A 26,305-nucleotide genomic window follows, 5' to 3' on the forward strand; every position below is an offset into this window, starting at 1 on the left:
ACCCGTCCATGGGGGCTCGATGGCGCCATCCATGGCGCCAACGGTCCTGCCTGCCCACCCCGGCCCAGCCCTCCTGGCATTTCGGTGTCGGACGGCAAGAGCGTTGGGTTTCCAGGTGGAAAGAGGGGGCAGATCCGTTTTCCTGCGGAAAACGGATCTGACCCCGGAAGCAATACGGCTGTTGCTCTTGCTCTTCTTTCTTCAATCCGGGGTGGACGCGCACGGAAAATGTCTGTGGCCGGGAGGGTGGGTTGCGCAGGGGTGTCCGCGGCATGGATGCCGCGGCCAAGCCCCCAGGGACGGGTTTACGGCGCCCCCTGCGCAACCCACCCTCCCGGCCAGCCCTCAGTAGCCAAGCGCTCTCCGCGACCACCCCGAGGGGCTTCGCCGTTGGCTGGATATCCAGATACCCCGTAAACGAAAACGCCCCGGCGCAGGGCCAGGGCGTCTTCGTGGATCAGGTCAGGCTGGAATCAGAACTCCTGCCAGTCTCCGTCGGCCAGTTCGGTGGCCATCGGGCGACCACCCGCGGTGCGCCGGGCCGGCGGTGCAACCGGTGCCGGAGCGACCGGCGCCGTGGCGCGCGGGGCAGGGGCAGCGACGACGCGCGGGGCGGCCACGACCTCGGCTTCGTCCACCACGAAGATCGACACGGCCTCGCTGAGGTGGCCGGCCTGTTCTTCCATCGCGCGGGCGGCGGCGGTGGCTTCTTCCACCAGTGCAGCGTTCTGCTGGGTGGTCTCGTCCATCTGCACCACGGTCTGGTTGACCTGCTCGATGCCGGCGCTCTGTTCCTGCGAAGCCGCAGAGATCTCGGCCATGATGTCGGTCACGCGCTGCACCGAGGCGACGATCTCGCCCATGGTGGCGCCGGCCTTGTGTACCAGGGCCGAGCCGTCGTTGACCTTGCCAACGGAGTCGTCGATCAGGCCCTTGATCTCCTTGGCGGCAGCGGCCGAGCGCTGGGCGAGGGTGCGCACCTCGCTGGCGACCACGGCGAAACCACGTCCCTGTTCACCGGCACGTGCGGCTTCCACGGCGGCGTTCAGTGCCAGGATGTTGGTCTGGAACGCGATGCCGTCGATGACCGAGATGATCTCGGCGATCTTCTTCGACGAGGCTTCGATCGCCGACATGGTGGTGACCACCTGGCCGACCACTTCACCGCCCTGCGAGGCGACGCCATGCGCGCCGATCGCGAGCTGGTTGGCCTGGCGGGCGTGTTCGGCGTTCTGGCGCACGGTGGAGGTCAGTTCCTCCATCGAGGCAGCGGTTTCTTCCAGGTTGGCAGCCTGCTGTTCGGTACGGCGCGACAGGTCGCTGTTGCCCGAGGCGATTTCGCCGGCGGCCGAGCTGATCGCACGGCTGGACTGCTTGATGCGGGTGACGATCTCGCTCAGCTGCGCGGCCGTGGCGTTGGCGTCGTCGCGCATGCGGGCGAACACGCCCTGGTAGTCGCCCTGCATGCGCACGGTCAGGTCACCCTGCGACAGTGCGGCGAGCAGGCCGGAGATCTGTTCGATGCTGCCGGCATTGGCGTCCAGCAGGCCGTTGATCTGCTGGGCCAGCTGCAGGAAGAAGCCTTCCTTGTCGCTGGAATCGATGCGGCCGGACAGGTCGCCGGCGGCTGCCTGGGCGATCACGCGCGCCACTTCGGCTTCCACCTGCGCTTCCTGGGTACGGTCGCGCCATTCCACCACGTAGCCGACGGTGTCGCCGCCTTCATTGCGGATGGTCGAGACCACCTGGGCGAACTGGGCATCGCCGTACTGCATCGGGCGACGGGCCACGCCGTGTGCCTTCAGGTTACCCAGCAGGGTCTGGTCCATTTCACCGCGGTGTTCAAGCACGGTGACCGGCTTGCCGATCAGCGAGGCCTGGGCGTCGAAGTCCGGCAGGTCGCGGCGCACTTCGTCCTGGTACTGGCTCAGGGTCTGCTGCAGGGCGCGGTTGCTGTAGACGATGGTGTTGCTGGTGTCGGTCAGGTACACGCCGGTCGAGCTGTAATCCAGCGCCGTGCGGATGCGCAGGTTCTCGCGCGCCACGGCCTGGTCGGTTTCGATGCGCTCGCGCAGGTCGCGCTGCATGCGCTGCATGGCCTGCATCAGTTCGCCCACTTCATCCTGGCGGCTGACGTCGATGTGGCCATCGAGCTTGCCGCCGGCCACGTCGTTGGCAACCGACACGGCGCCGCGCACGCTGCCGACCAGGGCGCGGGCGAACAGCCAGACCAGCACCAGGCCGAGCGCGGCGCCGCCCAGCAGGGCGATCACGGTCAGCACGGCCGAGGCGGAATACGTGGAGGCGGCCTGTTCGCGCGACGCGCGGGCGAGGCGGTTGTCTTCGGCGATCAGCGCTTCCAGCGCCGCGGCGGCCTTGCGGTGCTTGGTGCGGGTTTCGCCGACGAAGGTATCGATGGCGTCGTCCGGCAGGTCCAGTTCCAGCATCTCGGTGACGCTGTCATAGGAGGCCAGGGCGTCCTTCCACTCCTTGGCGAAGGTGTCGAACAGCTTCTTCTGCTGCGCGTTGTCGACCAGGGTCGGATACTCCTTGATCGACTTGTCCATGCTCGCGCGCAGCTCGACGCCCTGCTTGCGTGCATCCGCCTTGACGTCGTCGCTGGCGCGGATCAGCTGCTGGTAGGCGGCGTTGCGGTATTCACCCAGCATGCCGCGCATCTCGCCGGCCATGCGGATGCTCTCCATGCGAGAGCCCGCCAGCTCGGTGGTGACATTGTTCAGCGAATGCAGGCCACGATAGGCGACGATGCCCTGCAGCAACATCACCAGCAGGAGGACGCCGAAGGTCAGCAGCAGCTTCGGCATCAGTTTGAGGTTGTTGATCCACGGCATGGGCGTTGCGATCTCCTAAGGCAGACGCGTCCGGGCGTCGGGCCCGGTTGCAGCAGAAACCACGCCGGCACCAGGTCCGGCGTGGTTCGACGGACAGCGGATTACTTGATGTTGGCCAGCTTCAGGCCGGCCGGCGAGCTGACTTCGATTTCCGCGCGCGAGGCGTCGCGCTGGATCTTGCCGATCACGCAGACGGTCTTGCCTTCCAGGGTTTCCAGCGGGAAGGAGAACTTGCCGCGGTTCTCGCCGGCGATGCGCGCCGAGAAGGTGTGACGCGGGAAGGCGCCGCCCATGTACAGGAAGGTCGGCTGGCCTTCGGAACCTTCTGCGTAGCGGGCCTTCTCGACCTTGCCGCAGACCATGCCGTCCTTGCCGACCGAGCGCGGTGCCAGTTCCGGCGGGATCATGTCGGCCGACTGGGCAAACGCGGCGGAAGCGGTGGTGGCCAGGACAGCGGCCGAAACGAACGCAAGCAGGGACTTCATCGAGGTGTATCTCCGGGGATGGTGATGGTCGTTCCGGTTCTGCGCGCTCCTGCGCGACCGGCTTCTGTCCCCCTATCGGCACTGCCGGAGGGAACTGAAGGGTTGTGTGACCAGAACGTGAAGCAGGTCCGCTTGATCAGGCGGCGGCGTCTTCAACGACGTTGGCCTGGCCCATGTCGGCGCTGTCCAGCAAGGTCTCGATGTCGAGCAGGATCAGCATGCGGTCGTCCTGCGTGCCGATGCCGGAGATGAAGCGGGTATCGACGGCGGCGCCGAATTCCGGGGTCGGGCGGATTTGTTCGGCCGACAGCGGGATCACGTCCGAGACGCTGTCGACCACGATGCCGACCACTCGGTCGTCGACGTTCAGCACGATCATCACGGTGAAGGCGTCGTAGCGGGCGTCGTCCAGGCGCAGCTTCAGGCGCAGGTCGATGACCGGGACGATGGTGCCGCGCAGGTTGATCACGCCCTTGATGTAGTCCGGTGCATCCGGCACCCGGGTGACCGCGTCATAGCCGCGGATTTCCTGCACCTTGAGGATGTCCACGCCGTAGTGCTCGGCACCGAGGGTGAAGCTGAGGAATTCGCCACCGGCGCTGGCGGTGGAGCTGGTCTTGTCGTTCATCGAGGGGTCCTGGTTCTGCCGGAAGTCCCGGTGTCAGGCTCGATATCGGCCCCTCGTCGGGGGACTTTAGGTGTGGGCCCCGCGTTGTCGCGAGGTTGCCGGCCAGCGGCCGGCACTACCGGTTGGACGAGCCCTACAGCTCGCCGTTGCGGCGCGCCTTGCGCTGGCGGTCGATGCGGAAGATATAGCGTTGGATGGCGCTGTCGGCGCCACGTGGCAGGATGTCGAAGCGCATGCCCACGCGCTTGATCTCGATGCCGTTGGGTTGGCGCTGCGGCAGCAGGTTGCAGACGACCAGCTCGATCTCCAGGTCCGGGCCGTCGGGCAGCGACAGCACCGCCGGGTAGCGCTTCTGCAGGCTGAACACCGCGCAGTCGGTAGGCACGGCCACCGCCAGGCCGCCACCACTGATGTCAACCACTCGCATCGACAGCGCTTCGGCACGGCTCTCGCCGGCAGGGACCAGCAGCTGGGGCGAATCGGTGACGGGCGTCTCCAGCCGGTACATCTCACGTCGCTGCAGATGGACCAGCTCGTCCGGCAGAGGGGCGCGGAAGGCGACGTGGCCGTCATTGTCCACACGCTGCAGTGCCTGCAGGCGGAACCGCACCAGCACGCGTTCGAGCTGGGCGAAGCACAGCAGATGATCGGCCTGTTCGGCGGCGCGGTTGGACGCCTCCTGCGGGCTGCCATCGAGCAGCAGGGTGTCTTCGTCCTCGTCGAGCTCAAGCAGCGCGGTCGGGAACGAGCGGTCGCGGCCGTCGATATGCGCATTGATCAGTGATCGCTGGTCGATCAGCGATCGCAGCAGCTGCCGCAGCTGGCGCGGATTACGGACCAGGAAACGTTCGTCAGCGGCGTCAGCCGCGTGGACATCATGCACTGCAGTGTCGTTGCCGTCGGACATGGAATCTACGGTCAGGGGCGGGCGCCAGCACGCGTTGGCGCGAGGCTCGATGGGGATATCGGCCACTGTGCCGGATTATGAAGTGAGAATTGCATCACTTTCCATGCGTCCGGGGTCGGATCCCCTTCCCGAAGGAAAGGGATCCGACCCCGGGTACATCAGAACTCCTGCCAGTCGCCGTCTGCGGCCAGCGCCGGCTGGGCTGTCGCGGTGCGCAGCGTACGCGCCGGGACCGGCTTTGCGGCCGGTGCGGCGGCTGCAACCTGGCGCGGTACCGGTGCCGCCAGCGGGCGTGCCGGGATGGCCGTCGTGCCCTGTGATGCCAGCCGGAAGCGGGCCACGGCTTCACCCAGCTGCACGGCCTGGTCTTCCATTGCACGCGCGGCGGCGGTGGCTTCCTCCACCAGCGCGGCGTTCTGCTGGGTGGCCTCGTCCATCTGCACCACGGTCTGGTTGACCTGCTCAATGCCGGCCGACTGTTCCTGCGAAGCAGCGGAAATCTCGGCCATGATGTCGGTCACGCGCTGCACCGAGGCCACGATCTCGCCCATGGTGCTGCCGGCCTGGTGGACCAGGCTGGAGCCCTCGGCAACCTTGCCGACCGAATCATCGATCAGGCCCTTGATCTCCTTGGCGGCAGCCGCCGAGCGCTGGGCGAGGGTGCGCACTTCGCTGGCGACCACGGCGAAGCCGCGGCCCTGTTCACCGGCACGCGCGGCTTCCACGGCGGCATTCAGCGCCAGGATGTTGGTCTGGAACGCAATGCCGTCAATGACGCTGATGATCTCGGCGATCTTCTTCGACGAGGCTTCGATGGCGGACATGGTGGTGACCACCTGGCCGACGACTTCACCGCCCTGCGAGGCGACGCCATGGGCACCGATGGCGAGCTGGTTGGCCTGGCGGGCGTGCTCGGCGTTCTGACGCACAGTGGAGGTCAGTTCCTCCATCGAGGCAGCGGTCTCTTCCAGGTTGGCGGCCTGCTGCTCGGTACGGCGCGACAGGTCGCTGTTGCCCGATGCAATCTCACCGGCGGCCAGGGTGATGCTGCCAGCGCTGGCCTGGATCTGGCCGACGATCTGGGTCAGCTGTGTGACCGTGGCGTTGGCATCGTCGCGCATGCGGGCGAACACGCCGTTGAACTGGCCTTCCATGCGCGCGGTCAGGTCGCCGGTGGCGATCGACTGCAGCAGCTGCGAGAGCTGGCCGAGGTTGCCGTCAGCCACCTGCATCATGGTGTTGAGGTGCTCGATCATCAGCTTGAAGTCGTGCTGGAAGCGCTGTGCGTCGCCGCGCTGGCTGAAGTCACCGGCGGCGGCCGCCGCAGCCAGGCGCTGGATCTGTGAATTGATCGCCAGCAGGCTGGCCTTGGCCGCATCCATGGATTCGTGCAGGATCGCGCGGCTGCCGGGCAGGCGGCGTGCATCCGGGGTCAGATTGCCGATGGCATACTGGTTGAGTACTTCAATGGCATCGACGATCGCATCGAGGTGTTCGAAGATCACCGTGTTGATGCCGTTGGCCAGCTGGCCATAGACGCCCGGGAAATCTTCCGGAATGCGGTGGCTGATGTCCGGGCCGGCATGCATCTGGGCCATCAGCTGGGTCTGCTCGCTGAAGCGGCGCAGCATCGCGGTCATCTCCGCGGTGGCGGCCAGCATCTTGCCGACCTCGTCCTTGCTGGTGGCCTGGGTGCTGACGCTGAGGTCGCCGCGGGAAACTGCCTGGATGGCATGCACGGCCTTGCCCAGCGGACCGGTGACCGCGCGCGAGATGACGATGGCCAGCGCGGCGGCCACCAGTGACAGCAGTACGATGCAGCCGATGATGGCGATCATACTGTTGCGATGGGTGGCGTTGGCGTCGGCGATCTTGCCGTCCATCTGCCCGGCGATGTGGGTGCCCAGTGCCTTCATTGCAGCGAACAGGTCGCGACGTGCCGGGCGCGACTGCTCGTCGGAGATCTGCTGCGCCAGGGCGCCGTCACCGGCGGTCACGGCGTCGCGCATCGCCTTGTTGGCGGCGAAGTAGCGATCCAGCTGCGTTCTGGCCGCGCGATAGAGTTCGCGCTCCTTCTCCAGCGCCGGCAGCGCCGAGTACGCCGCCAGTTCGTCATGCACGGCTTTGGCGGTGTCGTCCATGCGCTTGTTGTAGTCGGCGACCTTCTCCGGCTGGTCCAGCATGCTCAGCTGGGCCAGTTCGTAGGTACGGAACTCACCGAGCTGCGAGCGCGCCTCGCCCAGGTGCTGGACGGAGGGGATATCGTTGCCGGCCATCTCGCGCAGCTGCGCGTTGGCTTCGCTCAGGCGCAGCAGGGCGAACGCGCCGAGGACCAGGGTCATCAACGTGGTGAGGGTGAACCCCACGGCCAGCTTGCGGGCGATGGGCAGATCTTGGAACCACTTCATGCAGGGTGCTCCAGGTGGGCAGAGTGCCGGCGTCTGTGCGCCGGTTTGGGGGTGGTTGCAGAGCGAACGGTGGTGCCCGGTGGGGGTTCGGTGACGGCCGTCAAAGCGAAATAGCGGCGCAGTCCGGATGGACTTTATGGACGCAGATCACATTCGGTTGCGTAGGGATGACGGCGCGAAAGCGTTGCAGCGACGCGGCTTCGCTTGGATGAAGTGGTTACGCCCGCAGCCATCGTGTCGACGGAGTTCACGATTTGGTATCGGGGTGCCGTCCCGCGATCAGATCCCTTTCCTGCGGAATGGAATCTGATCCCACTGGCAGGGCGAACACAAACAGAAACCGCCGCCCCGAAGGGCGGCGGTCCAGTACACGCCTGCAACGTAGATCAGGCGGCCTGCGGCATCCGCAGCGAACGCACCAGCCCGCCGATGTCGACGATCAGGGCCACGCGGCCATCGCCGAGGATGGTGGCACCGGACACCCCGCCGATGCGGCGGTAGTTGTTCTCGATGTTCTTCACCACCACCTGCTGCTGGCCGACCAGCTCGTCCACTTCCAGCGCGATCTTCTGGCCATCGCCTTCGACCACGACCACCAGCGATTCGCTGCCCGGCGCACGGTTGCCGTAGCCGTAGTATTCGCTCAGCGACAGGATCGGCAGGTACTCGCCACGTACGCGCAGCACGCGGCCTTCGCCGGCCATGCTGCGGATGTCCTCGGCCTGCGGCTGCAGGGCCTCAAGCACATAGGCCAGCGGCAGGATCAGGGTTTCGCCGGCGACTGCCACGGTCATGCCATCGAGGATGGCCAGGGTCAGCGGCAGGCGGATCAGCGTGCGGGTGCCGTTACCAAGGCTGCTTTCGATCTGCACCTCGCCACCCAGCGCCTGGATGTTGCGGCGGACCACATCCATGCCGACGCCACGGCCGGACAGGTCGGTGACTGCATCGGCGGTGGAGAAACCAGGCTGGAAGATCAGGTCCCAGACCTGCGAATCGGTAGGGTTGTCCGGCACTGCCAGGCCGCGTTCGTGGGCTTTGGCCAGGATCTTGGTGCGGTCCAGGCCGCGGCCGTCGTCGCTGACTTCGATGACGATGTGGCCGCCCTGATGCGAGGCTGCCAGGGTGATGGTGCCGGTTTCGTCCTTGCCCGCGCCGCGACGCACGTCCGGCATCTCCAGGCCGTGGTCGATCGAGTTGCGCACCAGGTGCACCAGCGGGTCGGCGATCTTTTCGATCAGGCCCTTGTCCAGTTCCGTGCCTTCACCGACGGTGCGCAGGCGGACCTGCTTGCCAAGGCGGCTGGACAGGTCGCGGACCAGGCGCGGGAAGCGGCGGAACACCGCATCGACCGGCAGCATGCGCACGCCGATCACGGCTTCCTGCAGGTCGCGGGTATTGCGTTCCAGCTGGTCCAGGCCGGCGAACAGGCTCTCGGCGTGGACCGGGTCCAGTGCGTGCGAGACCTGCTTGAGCATGGCCTGGGTGATGACCAGTTCGCCGACCAGGTTGATCAGCGCATCGACCTTGTCGACGCTGACTCGGATCGAGGTTTCGGCTTCCTGGCTGGCGCCGCCGCTGGTGGCGGGCGCAGCAGGCGCCGCCGGTACGACGGCAGCCGGTGTGGAAGGGGCGGTTGCAAAGGGCGCCTGTGTAGCCAGGCTCGGCGGTGCGGCCGGACGGATGTCCAGTTCGCAGTCGTCCAGTACCCAGGCGAAGGTGTCTTCGATCTTGCTGCGCGGCACCTTGCCGACCAGGCCCAGATCCCACGCCAGATGGGCCTCGAGCGGGTCGAGCTGGGCGAAGCCCGGCAGGCGTTCCATGCGCGCGGCGACCTGCAGCGAACCGAGATGCTCCAGTTCGCGGATGATGCGCAGCGGGTCGTTGCCGCTCATGAACAGCGACGGTGCCGGGGTGAAGCCGATCTGCCAGGCTTCCGGCGTATCGTCCACCTTGGCCGCGACGGCAGCGGGGGCGCTCGGTGCGGCCTGGCCGGAAAGGACCGCTTCCAGGCGCGCCTTCACCGCAGCGACTGCAGCCGGATCGGCAGCCTGGCCGTGTTCGGCTTCGCGAAGCAGGGCGCGCAGCACGTCCACCGAAGACAGCATGGCGTCGACCGCGTGGCCTTCCAGCGCCCGCTTGCCGGCACGCAGTTCATCGAGCAGCGTTTCCAGCACGTGGGTCAGGCCGGCGATCGTATCGAAGCCGAAGGTGCCGGCGCCGCCCTTGATCGAGTGGGCGGCGCGGAACACCGAATTGATGATCTCCGCGTCCTGCTGCCCCGATTCCAGGGCCAGCAGGCCAGCCTCCATCGCGTCGAGGCCTTCGCGGCTCTCCTCGAAGAAGGTGGCGTGGAAGCGTTGCAGGTCCATGCTCATGGCAGTGGTGGTCCGGAAGCGAAGAGGGGGAGCGGTGGCGGGCGATCAGCCCAGCACTTTCTGCACGGTGGCGACCAGCTGTTCGGGATTGAACGGCTTGACCAGCCAGCCGGTGGCGCCGGCGGCCTTGCCTTCGGATTTCTTGTCGGCGGCCGATTCAGTGGTCAGCATCAGCAGCGGGGTGAACTTGTAGTCCGGCAGCTGGCGCAGTTCGCGGATCAGCGCGATGCCGTCCATGTTCGGCATGTTGACGTCGGTGACCACCGCATTGAAGCGCTGGCCCTTGGCGCGACCGAGCGCGACCGCGCCGTCTTCGGCTTCTTCGACGGCAAAACCGGCCGAGGTGAGGGCGAAGGAAACCATCTGGCGCATCGACGCCGAATCGTCCACCACCAAGATACGTGCGCTCATGCAGCGTTCTCCACAGATTTCAGGTTGTCATGGGTTACGTCCAGGCCCAGGGCCTGGGTGACGCCCAGCAGGCGCGCGGCGTCACGGAAGGTTGCAGTGCAACCGTGGAAGCCGGTGCCGAGACCTGCCTCGCGGCGGGCCTGCACGAACGCACACAGCACCTGCACGGCGGCCGTGTGGATGCGGGCGACCTGGCTTGCATCCAGGGTCAGCTCGCCTGCCTGCGCCACCAGCGGGGCGAGGCGGTTCTTGAGCTCGGTGGTGCTCTCGATGCCGAGATCCCCACCCAGTTCGACAGTGCTCATCGTTGCTCCGGACAAACGGTTCCGTGATCCATAACGGCACCCCGGCGGGGTTCTTTAGGGGAATCGACGCGGTGCGTCCCCGACAGGCAACGCGTCGGCGCAAAGCGCCGATTCAGCTCAACAGCCGCGTGGCATCCAGCAGGATCATCGGGCGCTGGCTGACCCGGGCGACGCCGCGGAACAGGTCGTTGGAGATCTGGCAGATGCGCGCGGTATCGGGCGGTTCGATCTGCGAATCGGTGAGGTTGGCGACATCTTCCACCGCCGACACGCGCAGGCCGATGGTCTCGCCGTCTTCTTCCAGGACCACGATACGGGTCTGTGAGTCGTCTTCGGCGGCCGCGGCTCCAAGGTGCAGGCCCAGATCCATCACCGGCACGACCTGGCCGCGCAGGTTCATGATGCCGAGCATGGCCGGTGCGGTGCCGCGCAGCGGCAGCAGCGGCACCGGCAGCACCACTTCCTGCACCTTCAGCAGTTCCAGTGCATAGGCCTGGGTGCCGCAGCGCAGGCGCAACCAGCGCGAGGTGCGCTCGCCGGCGCGTCGGTTCTGCGGATGCGGACTGCTGGCGGGCCGATGTGCCTGTGCCTGCAGTTCCTGCCAGCTGTTCGGACGGTTGCCTGCTGGCGCGTCCACGGCCACGCGCGGTGGCGGCGCGGCATCGGTGCGTGCCGCTGGAGCGGGTGCTGCGACTACGGCCGGTGGTGGCGCAGGAACGTCCTCGCCGCCTGCTGCGGCCTCGAATGCAGCCTGCAGGCCGGGGCTGTCGGTGTGGGCGAGGCGATGGCTGTCGGCCGTATCGGTCTCGTAGATCACTTCGTCCGGCAGATCGTCCCAGGTGGGTTCCGGACCTGCCTTGGCGGCAGCCGGAGCGGGGGGCGTCTCGTGGATCACCTCGTCAGGCAGGTCATCCCAGGTCGGTTCGCGCTCGGGAGCGGCGACAGGCATTGCGGCGGCCTCGAAGGCGGCTTCCAGTGCTGCGTCGTCCTCTGCCGGGGCAGCAGCAAAAGTCTCCGTTTCGTAGATCACCTCGGCCGGCAGGTCGTCCCAGGTCGGCTCGCGCTCGGGCGCGCCAGCAGCGGCCTCGAATGCAGCTTCCAGCGCAGCGTCGTCCTCAATCGGTGTGGTGGCCGCGGTGTCGGTCTCGTAGATCACTTCGGCCGGAAGATCGTCCCAGGTCGGCTCGCGTTCGGCGTCCGCTGCAATCGCCGGGCACGCTTCGTCGCTTGCCGGCGGCGGTGCAGCCGGTGGCGACACGGCGATCGCTTCGCCCAGCAGTTCGTCCAGATAGTCGTCCAGTACGCCGGTGCTGTTCATGCGGCCTGCTCCAGGGCGCGGGCATCCTCGCCGAGGATCCAGTTCAGGGCGCGGCGGTAGGCAGCCAGGCCGCGGCCCGGGTAGTCCTCACCAACGCTTGGCAGGGTCAGGCCGGCGGCGTTGCTGATGCGGGTGTCGATGGGAATGGCGTCTTCCCACACGCGGGTGCCGTGACGATCCTGCATCGTGCGCAGCGATTCGTTGCCGGCGCGGGTGCGGCGGTCGAACAGGGTGGGCAGAATCGAGATCGGCAGCGGGCGGCGGCGCGAGCGCTCGACCATCTCGCCGGTGCGGACCATCCCCTCCAGGCCATGCAGAGCCAGCGGCTCGGCCTGGGTGGGAATGATCAGGCGGTCGGCCGCGGCCAGTGCGTTGATCATCAACAGACCGAGGGTGGGTGCGCAGTCCAGCAGGATGTAGTCGTGCTGCCCCTGATGGCGGGCAAGCGCGTTCTGCAGGGCCAGGCCGAGGCCGGGCTGGTTGGCGCTGCGGCGTTCCAATGTGGCCAGCGCGGATTGTGCACAGACATAGTCCAGGCCATGGATGCTGCTGGCATGGCACAGGCTGGAAAGATCGGCCGGCGGTGCGCCGAACAGTTCCAGCACGCCGGCCGGCGGCGGATCGACCGGCACGCCGAAGGCGCGGCTGAGCGAGGCGTGCGGATCGAGGTCGATCAGCAGCACGCGATGGCCAAGCGCGGCCAGGCCACGGCCGAGGGCGAGGGTGGTGGTGGTCTTGCCGACTCCGCCCTTCTGGTTGGCGACTGCCCAGATGCGCATCGGTTTACTCCTTCATTGCCGGGGGAACGGCGGCGCCGACGCGGCTGCCAGCCGGCACCGGCGGCAACTTCACCGGTGCGATGGGGGAGGTGGGGGCGCTGGCCGGAGTTGCGGCGGCCTGTTCGGTAGCGGTGCTGTCGGTGGCGCCGGTGGCTGCGTTCAGGCGCTGGCCGAGCGGGTCCACCGAATGCGAGGTGTCGGCCAGGATGATGACCATCACCCGACGGTTGCGGTTGCGGCCCTGGGCGCTGTCGTTCTCTTCGCGCGGGCGGAACTGGCCGTAGCCGACCATCGCCAGCCGCGACGGCTGCACGCCCTGGTCGGCGAACAGATGTACCACGCTGGCGGCGCGTCCGGCCGACAGCTCCCAGTTCGACGGGAAGGTGGCGGTGGCGATCGGCACGTTGTCGGTGTGCCCTTCCACGCGCACGCTGTTGGGCACGTCACGCAGCACCTCGGCCAGGCTGGCCAGGGTCTGCCGCGCATGCACGTCCAGCGCGGCCGAGCCGGTCGGGAACAGGATGTCGCTGTTGATCTCGACTTCGATCCACAGCTCGGTGCGGCGCACGCTGATCATGCCGCGGTCGATCAGCGGCGCCAGTGCGGCGGTGAGGCGGTCGGCGATGCTGTTGAGCTGGCGCTCGGCGCGCGCGATCTGCTCCTGGTTGTGCACCGACACCGGCATGCGCATCTGCGAGGCCATCGACGGCAGCAGGGTCGGGTCGTGCGACGGTGCAGGCGCGGAGGGCCCGATCTTGGTGCCGGACTTGATCACCGAGGGGCTGTCCCAGCCGCCACCCTGCACCTGTTTGTTACCCACCTGCACCGGATTGATGGTGCGCGGTGCGCCACCGAAGGCATCGGTGAGTGCGTCGGCCATGATCCGGTACTTGCCCTCGTTGACCGAGGAGATCGCGTACATGACCACGAAGAAGGCGAGCAGCAGCGTCATCAGGTCGGCATAGGGGATCGCCCATGCTTCGTGGTTGGCGTGCTCTTCGTGGTGCTTGCGGCGGGCCATGTCAGTGCAGGAAGCCGGAGAGGTTGGTTTCGATGTTGCGCGGGTTCTCGCCCTGTGCGATCGAGATCAGGCCTTCGATGACCATCTCGCGGTCGCGGGTGTTGTGCGAGATGACACTCTTGAGCTTGGCGGCCACCGGCAGGAACAGCAGGTTGGCCGAGGCGATGCCGTAGATGGTGGCGGTGAACGCGGCAGCGATGCCGTGGCCGAGCTTGCTCGGGTCGGCCAGGTTCTTCATCACCGCGATCAGGCCGAGCACGGCGCCGATGATGCCAAGGGTCGGTGCGTAGATGCCCATCGCTTCAAAGACCTTGGCGCCGGCCTGGTCCTGATGCTCCTGGCTGCCCAGTTCGATTTCCAGCATGTGCCGCATCGATTCGGGTTCAACGCCGTCGACCAGCAGCTGCAGGCCCTTGCGCAGGAACGGGTCCTGCTGCGCTTCCACCTGCGACTCCAGGCCCAGCAGGCCCTGGCGGCGGGCGATGTTGCTCCACTCGACGATCTGCTGGATCAGTTCGCGGCGATCGCTGTGCGGTGGGCGCACGACCCAGCGCACGATCTTGAACGCATGCTTGAACACTGCCGGCGAGGTATGCAGCAGGATCGCGGCGACGGTGCCGACGATGACAATCACGAACGCGGCAGGCGACCACAACGACGCCAGGCCGGCGCCCTTGAGGATGCTCCCACCGACCAGCGAGGCCAGGGCGAGAAAGAGTCCAATGAGGCTGAGTCTATCCATGGTTCCGGTATCGGCGTGTATGAATGGGACTTGAGACACCGGTAGATCGCGTACAGACGGTAGTCACAGTTTTCGGGTCGCCGGGCAGGGCCCGGCGGGGGTCATCGCAGCCCGTCCACATCCAGGATCAAGGCCATGCGACCATCGCCGATCAAGGTTGCACCGGCATAACCGCGCAGGCCGCGCAGGGCTTTCGGCAGCGGCTTGATGACCACTTCCTCCCGCCCACGCACCTGGTCCACGACCAGCCCGAAGCGCGCTTCGCCGGCCTGCAGCACCACGATGGTCAGCAGGGGCGAGGCGGCGGGCGTCACATCCAGCCACTGGCGCAGATCGACCAGCGGCAGGGTGTGGGAGCGCCGATCGAGCACGGCACGGCCATCGAACCAGCCCAGCGACGTGCGCGGTGCGTGCAGCACTTCCATCACGCGCGCCAGCGGTAGCGCGTAGACGTCCTCACCGGCCTGAACCAGCAGGGTCGGCAGGATCGCCAGGGTCAGCGGCACGCGGATCAGGAAGCGGCTGCCACGGCCCAGCTCCGACTGGATCTGGATCTGGCCGCTCAGTTCGCGGATGCGTGACTGCACCACGTCCATGCCGACGCCGCGGCCGGAGATGTCGGTGACCTGCTGCTTGGTCGAGAAGCCGGGCAGGAACACCAGGTGCAGGCATTCCTCGCTGCTCAGGCGCGCGGCCGCTTCCGGATCGATCAGGCCCTTCTCGCGTGCCTTGGCGCGCAGCTTTTCGGGGTCGATGCCGGCGCCATCGTCCTGCACCTCGATGCTGACGTAGTCACCTTCCTGCTGCGCCGACAGCCGCACGTGGCCCATCCGCGGCTTGCCCTGCGCCTCGCGCAGGTCGGGCATTTCCACGCCATGGTCGATGGCGTTGCGGACCAGGTGCACCAGCGGGTCGGCCAGCGCTTCGACCAGGTTGCGGTCGAGCTCGGTCTCGGCGCCGATCAGTTCCAGGTCCACTTCCTTCTTCAGCGAGCGGGCGACGTCGCGGGCCACCTTGGGGAAGCGGGAGAAGACCTTGCCCACCGGCTGCATGCGGGTACGCATCACCGCCGATTGCAGGCGGGCCGTGGCGATGTCCAGGGTGGACACGGCGCGGTCCAATTCTTCATCGCGCAGGCGTGCACGCAGGGTCTTGAGCCGATTGCGTGACAGCACCAGTTCGCCGATCAGGTTGACGATCGCGTCCAGGCGCTTGGTGTCTACGCGTACGGTATGTTCGGCCTCGGCCAACGGCTTGGCGGCCGGCTTTGCCACCGGTGCCGGTGCGGCGACCGGGCGCGGGGCCGCAGCCGGCGCCGGTGCCATGGCGGCAGCAGGCTTGGTGCCCGGTGCGGCGCCACCGTGCAGCTGGTCGAGCAGGGCTTCGAACTCGTCTTCGCTGATCAGTCCGTCGTCGGCCTTCTTCGCCGGTGCAACCGCGGTCGGCGCGTTGCCACCATGCAGCTGGTCGAGCAGGGCCTCGAATTCGTCGTCGGTGATCAGGTCGCTGCCACCTGCGGCGGGTGCTGCTGCGGCGGCGGGTGCCGCCACGGCACCGCCGTGTACGTCGAACTGGGCGATCAGGTCCGGCGGTGCATAGCCCGGCTCGGTGCCGGAGGAAACTGCATCCAGCATCGACTGCAGGTAGTCCAGCGATTGCTGGGCCGCGTCGAAGTGATGGGCCTGCAGCACCGCCTGGCCGGCACGCGCGGCGCCCAGCGCTTCTTCAGCGGCATGGCACAGCTCGACCATGGCGGTGACGCCGAGGAATCCGGCGCCGCCCTTGAGCGTGTGATAACCGCGGAACACCGCGTTGAGCTGATCGCTGTCCTGCGGTGCCTGCTCCAGCGACACCAGCTGTTCGCCGAGGCGATCCAGGATTTCCTGTGCCTCGATGATGAAATCGGCAGTGATGTCGTCGGATACCGCGCTCATGCTTACAGCCCCAGATCCGACAACAGGTCGTCGGCGTCGTTCTGCGAGACCGCGTGGCGGTCCAGTCCCTTCAGTGCCGGCCCGGCCAGTTCCGGGTCGGTGCGATGCTGTTCCGGTGGCAGGCCGAGTGCGCCGAAGCCTTCGTGCACGCGGCGGACGATGCCCACCACGCGACGGATGATCTGCCCGGTCAGGTCCTGGTAGCTCTGGGTCAGGGCGATCTCGGTCAGGTTGTGGCGGATGCGCTCGAGCTGCGCGTCCTGGCCCGGCTGCAGGCCTTCGGCGCGCAGCTGTTCGGTCAGGCTGCGGCATTCCTCGGCCAGGTCCAGGGTGCGGTGCGTGGCCTGTTCGGTCATCGCCACCACGTGGTCCAGGCGCGCGCAGGCATCGTCCAGTTCCCCGGCTTCGCTCGGCACGGTCGGCAGTTCACCCAGCGCCTGCCCCAGTTCGCGGGCCAGCCGCGAGAGCCCACTCATCATCGGCTGCGTGCGCAGCGCGACCAGTCCGTCGATGCGCTGCCGCCAGGCGGCTTCGTCACCGGACTCGAGTGCGTCCAGGGCCTCCTGCAGGCGCAGGGCGAGGGCGCTCTTGTCGACCGTGGTATCCATCAGGCGCTGGCCGCCAGGCGTTCGAAGATCTTGCCGAGCTTCTCTTCCAGCGTCTGCGCGGTGAACGGCTTGATGATGTAGCCGTTCACGCCGCTCTGGGCGGCTTCGATGATCTGTTCACGCTTGGCTTCCGCGGTGACCATCAGCACCGGCAGGGTCTTCAGCTTGGCATCGGCACGGATCGCCTTGAGCAGCTCGATGCCGGTCATCACCGGCATGTTCCAGTCGGTGACCACGAAATCGAACGGCTGGCTCTGCAGCAGCGACAGCGCGGCATGCCCGTCCTCGGCTTCGGCGGTATTGGTGAAGCCCAGATCGCCCAGCAGGTTCTTGACGATTCGACGCATGGTCGAGAAGTCGTCGACGATCAGGATGCGCATGTTCTTGTTCAAAGCAGAATTCCTTTGTTGTTCATTCCGGACGGCCGGGGGCAGCCGCCTCGGGGATGTTCATTCTTCGAGGCCGGCGTCGGCGGCCTCGAACAGCTTCAGCCGGCCACGCAGGCGCAGTACCGCCTGGCCGTGGATCTGGCAGACCCGCGACTCGCTCACGCCGAGCACCGCGCCGATCTCCTTCAGGTTCAGTTCCTGCTCGTAGTACAGCGAGAGCACCAGCTGTTCGCGCTCGGGCAGATGGCCGATGGCCTTGCCCAGCTCGCGGCCGAACTCGCCGCGCTCCAGCACCTGCTGCGGGGTCGGGCCGCCCTGGGCCACGGTGTCCAGCTCGCCCTGGTCCTCGATGCGCGATTCAAGACTCAGCACCTGGCCACGGGCAGCGTCTTCCATCAGCCGCAGGTACTCGGGCAATGGCATCTCCATCGCGGCGGCCACTTCGGTGGCGCTGGCGGCACGGCCACTGCTCTGTTCCAGGCGGCGGATGGTGGCGGCGGCATCACGTGCACGGCGGTGCACCGAGCGCGGCACCCAGTCGCCACGGCGGATCTCATCGATCATCGAACCGCGGATGCGGATCGAGGCGTAGGTCTCGAACGAAGCCCCCTGGTCGGCGTCATAGCTGCGCGAGGCTTCGATCAGTCCCATCATGCCGGCCTGGATCAGGTCGTCGACCTCGACGCTCGCCGGCAGGCGTGCGGCCAGGTGGTGGGCGATGCGCCGCACCAGGTCCGAATGCTGGGCGATGACCTCGTTGGCCGCCGTGCGCTGGACTTCCCGGTACTGGGCTGCGCCTTTCATGCGGCCACCCCGCGCTGCTTGAGGATGCGTTCGAGGAAGAACTCGACGCCGCCGCGCGGTTCGGTCGGCGCCTGCCAGCGTGCGGTGCGACGGGCAATCTCGGTGATCGCCAGCGCGGCCGGGCTGGACGGGTAGGCCTTTACCACTGGCTGCTGGCGCTGCACCGACAGGCGCAGCCAGTCATCCTGCGGCACACAGCCCAGATAGTTCAGCGAGACATCGGCAAGGAACTTCTCGCAGACCCGGGTCAGCTTTTCATACAGCACGCGGCCCTCGTTCGGGTCGCGCACCATGTTGGCCACCACCTGGATGCGGTCCACGCCGCGTTCGCGCGACAGCACCTTGATCAGCGCGTAGGCGTCGGTGATCGAGGCCGGCTCGTCACAGACCACCACCACGGTGTCCTGCGCGGCCTGGCAGAAGGTCAGCACGCCATCGGTGATGCCGGCGGCGGTGTCCACCACCATGATGTCCAGTTCGCGTTCCAGTTCGGAGAACACGTTGACCAGGCCGACGTGCTCGGCCGGGGCCAGCTCGGCCATGTGCCGGCGACCGGACGCGGCCGGGACCACCAGCACGCCGTTCGGGCCTTCGACGATGACGTCATCCAGCGTGCAGCGGCCGGCGACCAGATCGGCCAGGGTAAAGGTGGGGTTCAGGCCCAGGATCACGTCGATGTTGGCAAGGCCAAGGTCGGCGTCCAGCAGCAGCGTGCGCTTGCCCATGCCGGCCAGCGCCACGGCCAGGTTGGCCGAAACGTTGGTCTTGCCCACGCCGCCCTTGCCGCCAGTGACGGCAATGGTGCGCACAGGGCCGAGCGGCTCGCTGCGGGTGGCCGACAGCGGGAAGGTCTTGGTCAGCTTGGCGTACTCACGCGACGGCATGGTTCAACTCCGGGTTGCAGGGCATATCGGCCGCGCGGCGCAAATCTTCAAGGCGAAGTACGAGATTGGCCGCACTGGCCCGGTGCAGGTCCTCCGGAACGTCCTGGCCATCGGTCACCCAGGTGATCGGCAGGGCATGGTCCACGGCCACCGACAGGGCGTTGCCGAAGCGGCCGGTCTCGTCCAGCTTGCTCAGCACCAGACCCTGCAGGTTGGCGGCACCGAAGCGGCGGACCACCTCGTCCATGTCGCCGAAGCTGGTATTGGCCGGCAGCACCAGCAGGGTGCGCACCTGGCGGGCGGCACGCAGCCACTGCAGCTGGGCGGCCAGCGCGCGGTCGCGCGGGCCCAGGCCGGCGGTGTCGATCAGCACCAGCTTGTAGTCCTTCAGGCGTTCCAGCAGCTGGTCCAGGTCGGTGCCACTGTTGGCCTCGTGCACCGCGATGCCGAGTTGGCGGCCGTAACCGTACAGCTGCTCGCGGGCACCGATGCGGGTGGTGTCGGTGGTGACCAGGGCCACATCACGTGGCGCGTGCTTCTCGGCGAAGCGCGAGGCCAGCTTGGCGATGGTGGTGGTCTTGCCGGCGCCGGTCGGGCCCACCAGGGCGATCACGCCGCCTTCTTCCAGCGGGTCGACCGGGGCGATCGGCAGCTTGCGCGAAATCAGCCCCAGCATCAGGCCGCGGCCACGGTGGGCTTCGGTCTCCAGCGGGATCTGCATGGCCACGTCGCGGGCCAGGCCGGCGTCGAAACCGTACTCGTCCATCAGGTCCAGCGCGGTGGCGCGCACCGGGCAGCCACGCAGGCGCTCGTCGGTGAAGCGGTTCATCTCGCGCTCGATCACCTGGCGCATGCCGGCCACTTCCTGGCGCAGCTGGCGGATCTCGGCGTCGTCCTGGGCGACCACGGTCAGCACCGGGGCCGGGGCGAGGGTGGGCTCCGGCGAGGTTTCGATGACGGCGTCGGCCACTGCCGGTTCGCTGGCGGCGATCTCCGGCTGTGCTTCGGTCGGAGCCGCGCCCGGCAGCGGCGGCGGCTGCACGGCGGGGGCCGCGCTTTCGTGATGCATCTCGTGCGGCGGGTCGATCTGGAAGCGGGCACGGTTGGCTGGCGCGCTGGCGGCCGGTGCCGGTGCCGGTGCAACGATGGCCTCGGCGAACGGGGCGAAGATCTGTTCGGGCAGCGCCGGTTCGTTGACGGCAGCGCGGGCCAGGGTCGCGGCGAAGCCGGTGCTGCCGCGGGTCGGCACGATCTCGTCGGCGCTGTCCAGGGTACGGCCGGTGGCACCGACCGCGGCGCGGGCGAGGGCGGCCACGGCCGAGGTGGTCGCGGCAACCGGTTCCGGAGCGGGGGTGTTGCTGCGACGGCGGGTGACTGCGGCAATGACGGCATCGGCGGCGGTGCGCGGCTTGGGTGCCGGCGGCGGAGCGACGTCACGGCGCGAGGCTTCCAGTGCACGCTGCACGGCGCTCTCGTCATAGTTCGCGGCGGCGACGATCTCGATGCCTTCCTCGATCCGGCGGTTGGACAGGATCACGGCGTCAGGACCATGTTCCTTGCGCACCAGGTTCATGGCCGAGCGCATGTCGGCGGCGACGAATCGTTTGATTTTCATGCTGTGGTCACGGGACGAAGAGGGCGGGGTGGCGGTCGGAGAACTCGGGTGGTCGGTGATCTGCACGGTGCGGGTTCCCCTTGGTGTCTGTCTGTTGCGTTGGTTCGAAAGTGGTGTCTGTTTTCTGGCGCATCGGTGGGCGGCGTCAGCTGATCGTTCCGACCAGCTTCAGTCGCTTGTCCTCCGGTACCTCGCTGTAGGCCAGGACCGACAGCGACGGGACGCTGTGGCGGACCAGACGCGCCAGCGCGGCGCGCACCGGGCCCGGTACCAGCACGACCGCCGGCTCGTTTCGCGCTTCCTGCTTGCTGACACATTCGGCCAGGCTCTGGTGCAGTCGCTCTGCGAGTCCGGGTTCCAGCGCGGCGCCGTTGCCCTGCGTGGACTCCTGCAAGACACGTTCCAATTGCGGGTTGAGGGTGAACACCGGCAGTTCCGCCGACATTCCGGCGATCTCCTGCACGATGAAACGGCCCAGTGCGGTGCGCACGGCGGCGGTCAGCACGGCCGGGTCCTGGCTGTTCGGAGCGTGTTCGACCAGTGCTTCGGCGATCTTGCGCAGCTGGCGGATCGGAATGCGTTCGACCAGCAGGTTCTGCAGCACGCGCACAACCGCCGACAGCGGCAGCGCCTTCGGCGTCAGATCTTCGACGAGCTTGGGCGCGCTCTTGGCCAGGTTGGCCAGCAGGTGCTGCACTTCCTCGTGGCCGAGCAGTTCCGGCGCGTGCTCGCGGATCAGGTGCGAGAGGTGGGTGGCAACTACGGTCGCCGGGTCGACCACGGTGTAGCCCAGCGTTTCGGCCTGGGCGCGCTGGTGTGGTTGGATCCAGGTGGCATCCAGGCCAAACGCGGGGTCCTTGCCGGCGATGCCTTCCAGCGCGCCGAGGGCACTGCCCGGGTCCAGGGCCAGCTCGCGGTCGGGATGGATCTCGGCGGTGGCCACCGGCACGCCGTGCACCAGCACGCGGTAGCCGTTGGCGGGCAGTTCCAGGTTGTCGCGGATGTGCACCGACGGGATCAGGAAGCCGACGTCCTGGGTCAGCTTGCGGCGCACGCCCTTGATGCGCGCCATCAGTTCGCCGCCCTGGTTGGCGTCCACCAGCGGGATCAACCGATAGCCGACCTCCAGGCCCAGTGGATCGACCGGGCGCAGCTCGTCCCAGCTCAGTTCGGCGGTGGGCGCCGGTGCGGCCGGGCGACCCAGTGCGTTGAGCGCGGCGGCGTCATTGCCTGCGGCTGCCGGGTCGGTGGCCGCGGCCTTGCCCTTGCGGTAGACCTTCCAGGCGATGAAGCCGAGGATCGCGGACAGCGTCAGGAAAGCGACGTTGGGCATGCCCGGCACCAGGCCGACCACGCCGATGATGCCGGCGGTGATCGCCAGCGCACGGTACTGGCCGAACACCTGGCCGGTCATGGCCTGGGCCATGTCCTGCGAACGCGAGGCCCGGGTGACCAGCATCGCCACCGCGCTGGACACCAGCAGTGCCGGCAGCTGCGCCACCAGGCCGTCACCGATGGAGAGCAGGGTGTAGGTGGCAGCGGCGTCGCCGAACGGCATGCCATGCTGCAGCACGCCCACGGCCAGGCCGCCAAGCATGTTGATGAACAGGATCAGGATGCCGGCGATGGCGTCGCCGCGGATGAACTTGCTGGCGCCGTCCATTGCACCGTAGAAGTCGGCTTCCTCGCGGACTTCTTCACGGCGCAGCTTGGCTTCTTCACGCGTCAGCAAACCGGCGTTGAGGTCGGCGTCGATCGCCATCTGCTTGCCGGGCATGGCGTCCAGGATGAAGCGCGCGGTCACTTCCGAAACGCGGCCGGCGCCCTTGGTGATCACCACGAAGTTGATGATGGTGAGGATTGCGAACACCACGATGCCGACCGCGTAGTTGCCGCCGATCACGAATTCGCCGAAGGCGGCGATGACCTTGCCCGCGGCGTCGTGGCCGTTCTGGCCGTTGAGCAGGATGACGCGGGTGGAGGCTACGTTCAGCGCCAGCCGCAGCATGGTGGTGATCAGCAGCACGATCGGGAAGATGGTGAAGTCCAGCGGGCGCTTCACGTAGACCACCGCCAGCAGCACCATCAGCGAGATGGCGATGTTGAAGGTGAACAGCGCATCGAGCACCGGTGCGGCCAGCGGGACCACAACCATGGCCAGCAGGGCCAGCACGATCAGCGGCGCGCCAAGGCCCTGGCGGATCATTTCCAGAGCGCGGCGGGTGTTGAAACCGGTGGAGGGCTGGGCGCTCACGGGCGGCCTCCCTTGCCGAATTCATCCACCTGGATGTGCGGGGCGTCCGGCATCGGGCCAGTGCGCCAGGCGCGCAGCTGGTAGACGTAGGACAGGACCTGGGCGACGGCCGAATACAGTCTCACGGGGATTTCCTTTCCGAGTTGGCCTTCCCGATACAAGGCGCGTGCCAAAGGCGGAGCAGAGACGATCGCGACCTTGTTGCCGTCGGCCACTTCACGGATGCGCAGGGCGGTCTCGTCCACGCCCAGCGCGACCACGGTCGGGGCGTTCATGGCACCACCTTCGTACTTCAGGGCCACCGCGTAGTGGGTGGGGTTGACCACCACCACGTCGGCGGTGGGTACCGCCTCCATCATCCGGCGGTTGGCCATCTGCTGCTGCAGCTGGCGGATGCGGCCCTTCACCTCGGGGCTGCCCTCGCTTTCCTTCATTTCCCGGCGCAGCTCTTCACGGGTCATCTTCAGCTTGCGCATCCAGTTCCAGCGCTGGTACGGCGCGTCGATGGCGGCCAGCACCAGCATCGCACCGGCGGTGGCCAGCAGCAGGCGCAGGGTGAAGCCGAGGCCGTCGGTGATGGCCGTCTCCAGCGGGTGGTGGATCAGCCCGCGCAGGGTGTCGAAGCCGGTCCAGACCACCATCCCGGCGGCGACACCAACGAAGGCCACGCGCAGCAGCGATTTGGTGAACTCGGCGATGGCCTCCGGGCCATACAGGCGCTTGAGCCCGCTCATCGGGTTCATGCGGTTGATGTCGGGCAGCAACGCCTTCTGCGACCAGCGCAGGCCACCCATCACCAGAGGTGCGACGAAACTGGCCAGCAGGCAGACCAGCACCAGCGGCGCGATCACCAGCATGAACTGCAGCAGCAGGTCGCCGAAGTGGCCGAACAGTTCCTTCGGGTTCTGCCGCAGGCTCTGTTCCGGGCTGAGCGCCTGCTTCATCCAGGCCGTGGCGCCGCGGCCGATCGAGCCGCTCATGGCCATCACCGCCAGTACGCCGGCACCGAACACGGCGGCGGTGCCGAGTTCGCGCGAGCGCGGCAGGTTGCCCTGTTCACGGGCGTCGCGCAGGCGTTTTTCGGTAGGTTGTTCGGTCTTTTCGCCGGCGGATTCGTTCTCGGACATCACGGGCACTGCGGCAGGGGTTGCCGGGGTGCGTGCAAGAACTGTTCCGTGATGGGGTGTTGCCTATCCACGCACGGCGTGGATCTATTTGCAGAGCCGAGCCCATGCTCGGCTATGTTTGGATCGGGCGCGAAGAGCAGCCGAGCGCAGGCTCGGCTCTACAGGGGAGCGTTGTCGCTGGGCGGTGGGCTCTGCGCCAGCTCCACCCGCGGCCGGGGCAGGTCGTGCAGCTGCATGAAGCGCGCCGCATCGACCGGGCGGCCGAGCAGGTAACCCTGCAGGTAATCGCAGCCCAGCCGTTCCAGGTAGGCGCGCTGGGCGGCGGTTTCCACGCCTTCGGCCACGATGTCCATGTCCAGCGCATGGCCCAGCGCCACGATGGCCGAGACGATCACCACATCCTCGGCGCTGTGCTCCAGATCGCGCACGAAGGCATGGTCGATCTTGATCTCGGTAGCCGGCAGCCGCTTCAGGTACAGCAGGCTGGAGTAGCCGGTGCCGAAGTCATCGATGGAGATGCCCACGCCCAGCGCCGAGAGCGCCTGCAGCAGGCGCAGGCTGGTATCGGTATCGCGCATCACCGTGCTTTCGGTGATCTCCAGCACCAAGTGGCGCGGGGCAATGTCGTAGCGTTCGATCACTTCACGCACATCCTGCAGCAGGTGCGGCGAACTGAACTGCACCGGCGACAGGTTCACCGACATCGACCAGCCATCGTGACCGGCGTCATGCCAGCGGCGCAGCTGCAGGCAGGCCTGGTCCAGCGCCCAGCGCCCGATGTCGTTGATCGCGCCGCTGCGCTCGGCCAGCCGGATGAAGCGGTCCGGCGGGATCAGGCCATGCTCCGGATGGCGCCAGCGGATCAACGCTTCGGCACCGGCTACCTTCTGCGTGGCTACCTGTATCTTCGGCTGGTAGTGCAGGAACAGCTGCTCGCTGCCAATGGCCCGGCGCAGGTCGGCCAGCAGCCGGAACTGTTGTTCGGCGCTGTCATTCATCCAGTCGGCGAACAGCACGAAGGCGTTGCGTCCGGATTCCTTGGCCTGGTACATCGCTGCATCGGCGAAGGCCATCAGCTGCCGCTCGCTGGCAGCGTGGTCCGGGCAGATCGCCACGCCGATGCTGGCGGTCACCTGCAGTTCGTTGTCGGCCAGCAACGGCCCGCTGCCGACCGCCTGCAGGATGCGCCGGGCCAGGGTCGGCAGGTCTTCATCGTGCTCGATGCGCACCACCAATACGAATTCGTCCCCGCCCAGACGGGCCAGCATGTCGTGGGGGCGCAGCAGCTGGCGCGTGCGTTCGGCCACCGCCACCAGCAGTGCATCACCGGCCTGATGGCCATAGGCATCGTTGACCTGCTTGAAGCCATCCAGGTCCATGAACATCACCGCGAAACGGCTGCCGCCCTGTTCGGCCTCGGCCAGTGCCTGCACGATCCGACGCTGCAGCAGCAGGCGGTTGGGCAAGCGGGTGAGCGGGTCGTGTAGCGCGGCCTGGGTCAGTTCCTGCTGCGCGTCGGTGAGCGAGGTGCTCAACAGGGAATTGCGCAGGCGCAGCAGCTGCGCCTCCACCCGCTGGTCCAGCCAGGACACCACCAGCACCACGGCCAGGATCGCCACGGTGAGCATCACCACCAGCATGGCCAGCCATTCGCTCTGCAGGCCATCGCCCACCGCCGCACCGCAGATGCTGCCTTCCGGGAACCGCGCGGCGGCCATGCCGGTGTAGTGCATGCCGACAATGGCCAGCCCGAGCAGGCCGGCAGCGGCCAGCCGGTCGCCGACACGGGTGCGCTGCGCACGCAGGCGGAATGCAACGTACAGGGCCGTCCACGAAGCAGCGACCGCCACCATCAGCGAAAACAGCAGCCAGCCCGTGTCGTAGTCGATGCCCGGCTGCATGCGCATTGCGGCCATGCCAACGTAATGCATGCCGGCGATACCGGTGCCCATCAGCAGGGCGCCGACGGCCAGGCGCGGATGCGGCAGGGTGCGCAGCGAGACCAGCCACAGTGCGAACACTGACGAGGCGATGGCCAGGGCCAGGGAGAGCAGGGTGATGGGCAGGTCGTAGCCGAGCGGAATGGGCAGGTCGAAGGCGAGCATGCCGATGAAATGCATCGACCAGATGCCCAGGCCCATGGCGAAGCCACCACCGAGGCGCCACCACCATGCCGCGCCCTTGCCGGGTGCGGTGACCGTGCGCCCGGCCATCGCCAGCGCGGTGTACGAAGCCATCACGGCAACCAGCAGCGAGATCGCCACCAGCCACGGGTTGTACGTGCCTACCAGCATTCGTCAGTCTCCCGGACCTGCCTGTCGACGGAAACCACGGTGGGGCATGCATGAGGCAGGCCGACGCAGGGCGGCGGCCACGTGCGGCATCCCCCCGGTTGCCGCGCATTCACTCTAACGCGCGGACCCGGGGGAAGGGCAAGCAGTAAAACGTGAAATTGC

General features: G+C 67.6%; 20 protein-coding genes and 1 pseudogene. All 21 read right to left on the reverse strand.

Annotated features, from left to right (window positions below):
- Positions 1-473: 473 nt before the first annotated feature.
- The 21 genes and pseudogenes from N5D45_RS21010 to N5D45_RS21110 all read right to left on the reverse strand — a co-directional run bounded on the left by N5D45_RS21010 (position 474) and on the right by N5D45_RS21110 (position 26,143).
- Positions 474-2,852: a methyl-accepting chemotaxis protein gene (locus tag N5D45_RS21010; protein ID WP_057504310.1), complete on the reverse strand. Its 2,379-nt coding sequence runs from the start codon at positions 2,850-2,852 to the stop codon at positions 474-476.
- A gap of 101 nt (positions 2,853-2,953) precedes the next feature.
- Entirely contained in the window at positions 2,954-3,337 is a 384-nt protein-coding gene (locus N5D45_RS21015) for a hypothetical protein (RefSeq protein WP_010482470.1), read from the reverse strand.
- A 136-nt stretch (positions 3,338-3,473) separates the two neighbouring features.
- The gene (locus N5D45_RS21020) at positions 3,474-3,965 is read right to left on the reverse strand and encodes a chemotaxis protein CheW (protein ID WP_010482468.1); all 492 of its coding nucleotides are present in this window, start codon (positions 3,963-3,965) and stop codon (positions 3,474-3,476) included.
- Between the two features lie 133 nt (positions 3,966-4,098).
- The gene (locus N5D45_RS21025) at positions 4,099-4,872 is read right to left on the reverse strand and encodes a flagellar brake protein (RefSeq protein ID WP_029550863.1); all 774 of its coding nucleotides are present in this window, start codon (positions 4,870-4,872) and stop codon (positions 4,099-4,101) included.
- Between the two features lie 158 nt (positions 4,873-5,030).
- Positions 5,031-7,280: a methyl-accepting chemotaxis protein gene (locus tag N5D45_RS21030; protein ID WP_279939562.1), complete on the reverse strand. Its 2,250-nt coding sequence runs from the start codon at positions 7,278-7,280 to the stop codon at positions 5,031-5,033.
- 386 nt (positions 7,281-7,666) lie between these two features.
- Positions 7,667-9,658 carry a chemotaxis protein CheA gene (locus N5D45_RS21035; RefSeq protein ID WP_279939563.1) on the reverse strand — a complete coding sequence of 664 codons (1,992 nt, stop codon included), beginning with the start codon at positions 9,656-9,658 and terminating at the stop codon, positions 7,667-7,669.
- A gap of 45 nt (positions 9,659-9,703) precedes the next feature.
- The gene (locus N5D45_RS21040) at positions 9,704-10,069 is read right to left on the reverse strand and encodes a response regulator (protein ID WP_005409521.1); all 366 of its coding nucleotides are present in this window, start codon (positions 10,067-10,069) and stop codon (positions 9,704-9,706) included.
- Positions 10,066-10,374: an STAS domain-containing protein gene (locus tag N5D45_RS21045; RefSeq protein WP_014037092.1), complete on the reverse strand. Its 309-nt coding sequence runs from the start codon at positions 10,372-10,374 to the stop codon at positions 10,066-10,068. Before N5D45_RS21045 ends, N5D45_RS21040 begins: the two co-directional genes overlap by 4 nt.
- Before the next feature lie 112 nt (positions 10,375-10,486).
- Positions 10,487-11,692 (reverse strand): chemotaxis protein CheW, encoded by a 1,206-nt coding sequence (locus N5D45_RS21050; protein ID WP_279939564.1) that lies wholly within the window; start codon positions 11,690-11,692, stop codon positions 10,487-10,489.
- Positions 11,689-12,471, reverse strand: a complete 783-nt coding sequence (locus N5D45_RS21055) for a ParA family protein (RefSeq protein WP_019338560.1) — start codon at positions 12,469-12,471, stop codon at positions 11,689-11,691. The genes N5D45_RS21050 and N5D45_RS21055 overlap by 4 nt, the downstream gene beginning before the upstream one ends.
- A 175-nt stretch (positions 12,472-12,646) precedes the next feature.
- A pseudogene (gene motD / locus N5D45_RS21060) lies at positions 12,647-13,492 on the reverse strand (flagellar motor protein MotD); the annotation flags it as partial.
- 1 nt (position 13,493) lies between these two features.
- The gene (locus tag N5D45_RS21065; RefSeq protein WP_010482457.1) at positions 13,494-14,234 is read right to left on the reverse strand and encodes a flagellar motor protein; all 741 of its coding nucleotides are present in this window, start codon (positions 14,232-14,234) and stop codon (positions 13,494-13,496) included.
- Positions 14,235-14,335: 101 nt separating this feature from the next.
- Positions 14,336-16,168, reverse strand: coding sequence for a chemotaxis protein CheA (locus N5D45_RS21070; RefSeq protein ID WP_010482456.1), 1,833 nt, complete (start codon positions 16,166-16,168; stop codon positions 14,336-14,338).
- A gap of 2 nt (positions 16,169-16,170) precedes the next feature.
- Positions 16,171-16,776 (reverse strand): protein phosphatase CheZ, encoded by a 606-nt coding sequence (locus tag N5D45_RS21075; RefSeq protein ID WP_010482455.1) that lies wholly within the window; start codon positions 16,774-16,776, stop codon positions 16,171-16,173.
- A complete protein-coding gene (gene cheY / locus N5D45_RS21080; RefSeq protein ID WP_006365466.1) occupies positions 16,776-17,168 on the reverse strand; it encodes a chemotaxis response regulator CheY in 393 nt (130 codons plus the stop codon). Before cheY ends, N5D45_RS21075 begins: the two co-directional genes overlap by 1 nt.
- 57 nt (positions 17,169-17,225) lie before the next feature.
- Entirely contained in the window at positions 17,226-17,969 is a 744-nt protein-coding gene (locus tag N5D45_RS21085; RefSeq protein ID WP_010482450.1) for an RNA polymerase sigma factor FliA, read from the reverse strand.
- On the reverse strand, positions 17,966-18,853 hold the full coding sequence (locus tag N5D45_RS21090; protein ID WP_010482449.1) for a P-loop NTPase: 888 nt from the start codon (positions 18,851-18,853) through the stop codon (positions 17,966-17,968). The genes N5D45_RS21085 and N5D45_RS21090 overlap by 4 nt, the downstream gene beginning before the upstream one ends.
- The gene (gene flhF / locus N5D45_RS21095) at positions 18,840-20,468 is read right to left on the reverse strand and encodes a flagellar biosynthesis protein FlhF (protein WP_049412716.1); all 1,629 of its coding nucleotides are present in this window, start codon (positions 20,466-20,468) and stop codon (positions 18,840-18,842) included. Before flhF ends, N5D45_RS21090 begins: the two co-directional genes overlap by 14 nt.
- A 145-nt stretch (positions 20,469-20,613) precedes the next feature.
- Positions 20,614-22,674, reverse strand: coding sequence for a flagellar biosynthesis protein FlhA (gene flhA / locus N5D45_RS21100; RefSeq protein ID WP_197656317.1), 2,061 nt, complete (start codon positions 22,672-22,674; stop codon positions 20,614-20,616).
- 44 nt (positions 22,675-22,718) lie between these two features.
- On the reverse strand, positions 22,719-23,849 hold the full coding sequence (gene flhB, locus N5D45_RS21105) for a flagellar biosynthesis protein FlhB (RefSeq protein WP_057504315.1): 1,131 nt from the start codon (positions 23,847-23,849) through the stop codon (positions 22,719-22,721).
- Between the two features lie 158 nt (positions 23,850-24,007).
- Complete coding sequence (locus N5D45_RS21110; protein WP_279939565.1) at positions 24,008-26,143, reverse strand: bifunctional diguanylate cyclase/phosphodiesterase; 2,136 nt, start codon at positions 26,141-26,143, stop codon at positions 24,008-24,010.
- Positions 26,144-26,305: the final 162 nt, after the last annotated feature.

This window comes from Stenotrophomonas sp. GD03819 (genome assembly GCF_029841665.1).
GTDB classification, from domain to species: Bacteria; Pseudomonadota; Gammaproteobacteria; order Xanthomonadales; family Xanthomonadaceae; genus Stenotrophomonas; species Stenotrophomonas geniculata.

Bases quoted from the DNA above. Each gene is read 5' to 3' on its own strand.
- N5D45_RS21010 (WP_057504310.1), bottom strand. From the start codon at position 2,852: ATGCCGTGGATCAACAACCTCAAACTGATGCCGAAGCTGCTGCTGACC.
- N5D45_RS21015 (WP_010482470.1), bottom strand. From the start codon at position 3,337: ATGAAGTCCCTGCTTGCGTTCGTTTCGGCCGCTGTCCTGGCCACCACC.
- N5D45_RS21020 (WP_010482468.1), bottom strand. From the start codon at position 3,965: ATGAACGACAAGACCAGCTCCACCGCCAGCGCCGGTGGCGAATTCCTC.
- N5D45_RS21025 (WP_029550863.1), bottom strand. From the start codon at position 4,872: ATGTCCGACGGCAACGACACTGCAGTGCATGATGTCCACGCGGCTGAC.
- N5D45_RS21030 (WP_279939562.1), bottom strand. From the start codon at position 7,280: ATGAAGTGGTTCCAAGATCTGCCCATCGCCCGCAAGCTGGCCGTGGGG.
- N5D45_RS21035 (WP_279939563.1), bottom strand. From the start codon at position 9,658: ATGAGCATGGACCTGCAACGCTTCCACGCCACCTTCTTCGAGGAGAGC.
- N5D45_RS21040 (WP_005409521.1), bottom strand. From the start codon at position 10,069: ATGAGCGCACGTATCTTGGTGGTGGACGATTCGGCGTCGATGCGCCAG.
- N5D45_RS21045 (WP_014037092.1), bottom strand. From the start codon at position 10,374: ATGAGCACTGTCGAACTGGGTGGGGATCTCGGCATCGAGAGCACCACC.
- N5D45_RS21050 (WP_279939564.1), bottom strand. From the start codon at position 11,692: ATGAACAGCACCGGCGTACTGGACGACTATCTGGACGAACTGCTGGGC.
- N5D45_RS21055 (WP_019338560.1), bottom strand. From the start codon at position 12,471: ATGCGCATCTGGGCAGTCGCCAACCAGAAGGGCGGAGTCGGCAAGACC.
- N5D45_RS21065 (WP_010482457.1), bottom strand. From the start codon at position 14,234: ATGGATAGACTCAGCCTCATTGGACTCTTTCTCGCCCTGGCCTCGCTG.
- N5D45_RS21070 (WP_010482456.1), bottom strand. From the start codon at position 16,168: ATGAGCGCGGTATCCGACGACATCACTGCCGATTTCATCATCGAGGCA.
- N5D45_RS21075 (WP_010482455.1), bottom strand. From the start codon at position 16,776: ATGGATACCACGGTCGACAAGAGCGCCCTCGCCCTGCGCCTGCAGGAG.
- N5D45_RS21085 (WP_010482450.1), bottom strand. From the start codon at position 17,969: ATGAAAGGCGCAGCCCAGTACCGGGAAGTCCAGCGCACGGCGGCCAAC.
- N5D45_RS21090 (WP_010482449.1), bottom strand. From the start codon at position 18,853: ATGCCGTCGCGTGAGTACGCCAAGCTGACCAAGACCTTCCCGCTGTCG.
- flhF (WP_049412716.1), bottom strand. From the start codon at position 20,468: ATGAAAATCAAACGATTCGTCGCCGCCGACATGCGCTCGGCCATGAAC.
- flhA (WP_197656317.1), bottom strand. From the start codon at position 22,674: ATGATCCGCCAGGGCCTTGGCGCGCCGCTGATCGTGCTGGCCCTGCTG.
- flhB (WP_057504315.1), bottom strand. From the start codon at position 23,849: ATGTCCGAGAACGAATCCGCCGGCGAAAAGACCGAACAACCTACCGAA.
- N5D45_RS21110 (WP_279939565.1), bottom strand. From the start codon at position 26,143: ATGCTGGTAGGCACGTACAACCCGTGGCTGGTGGCGATCTCGCTGCTG.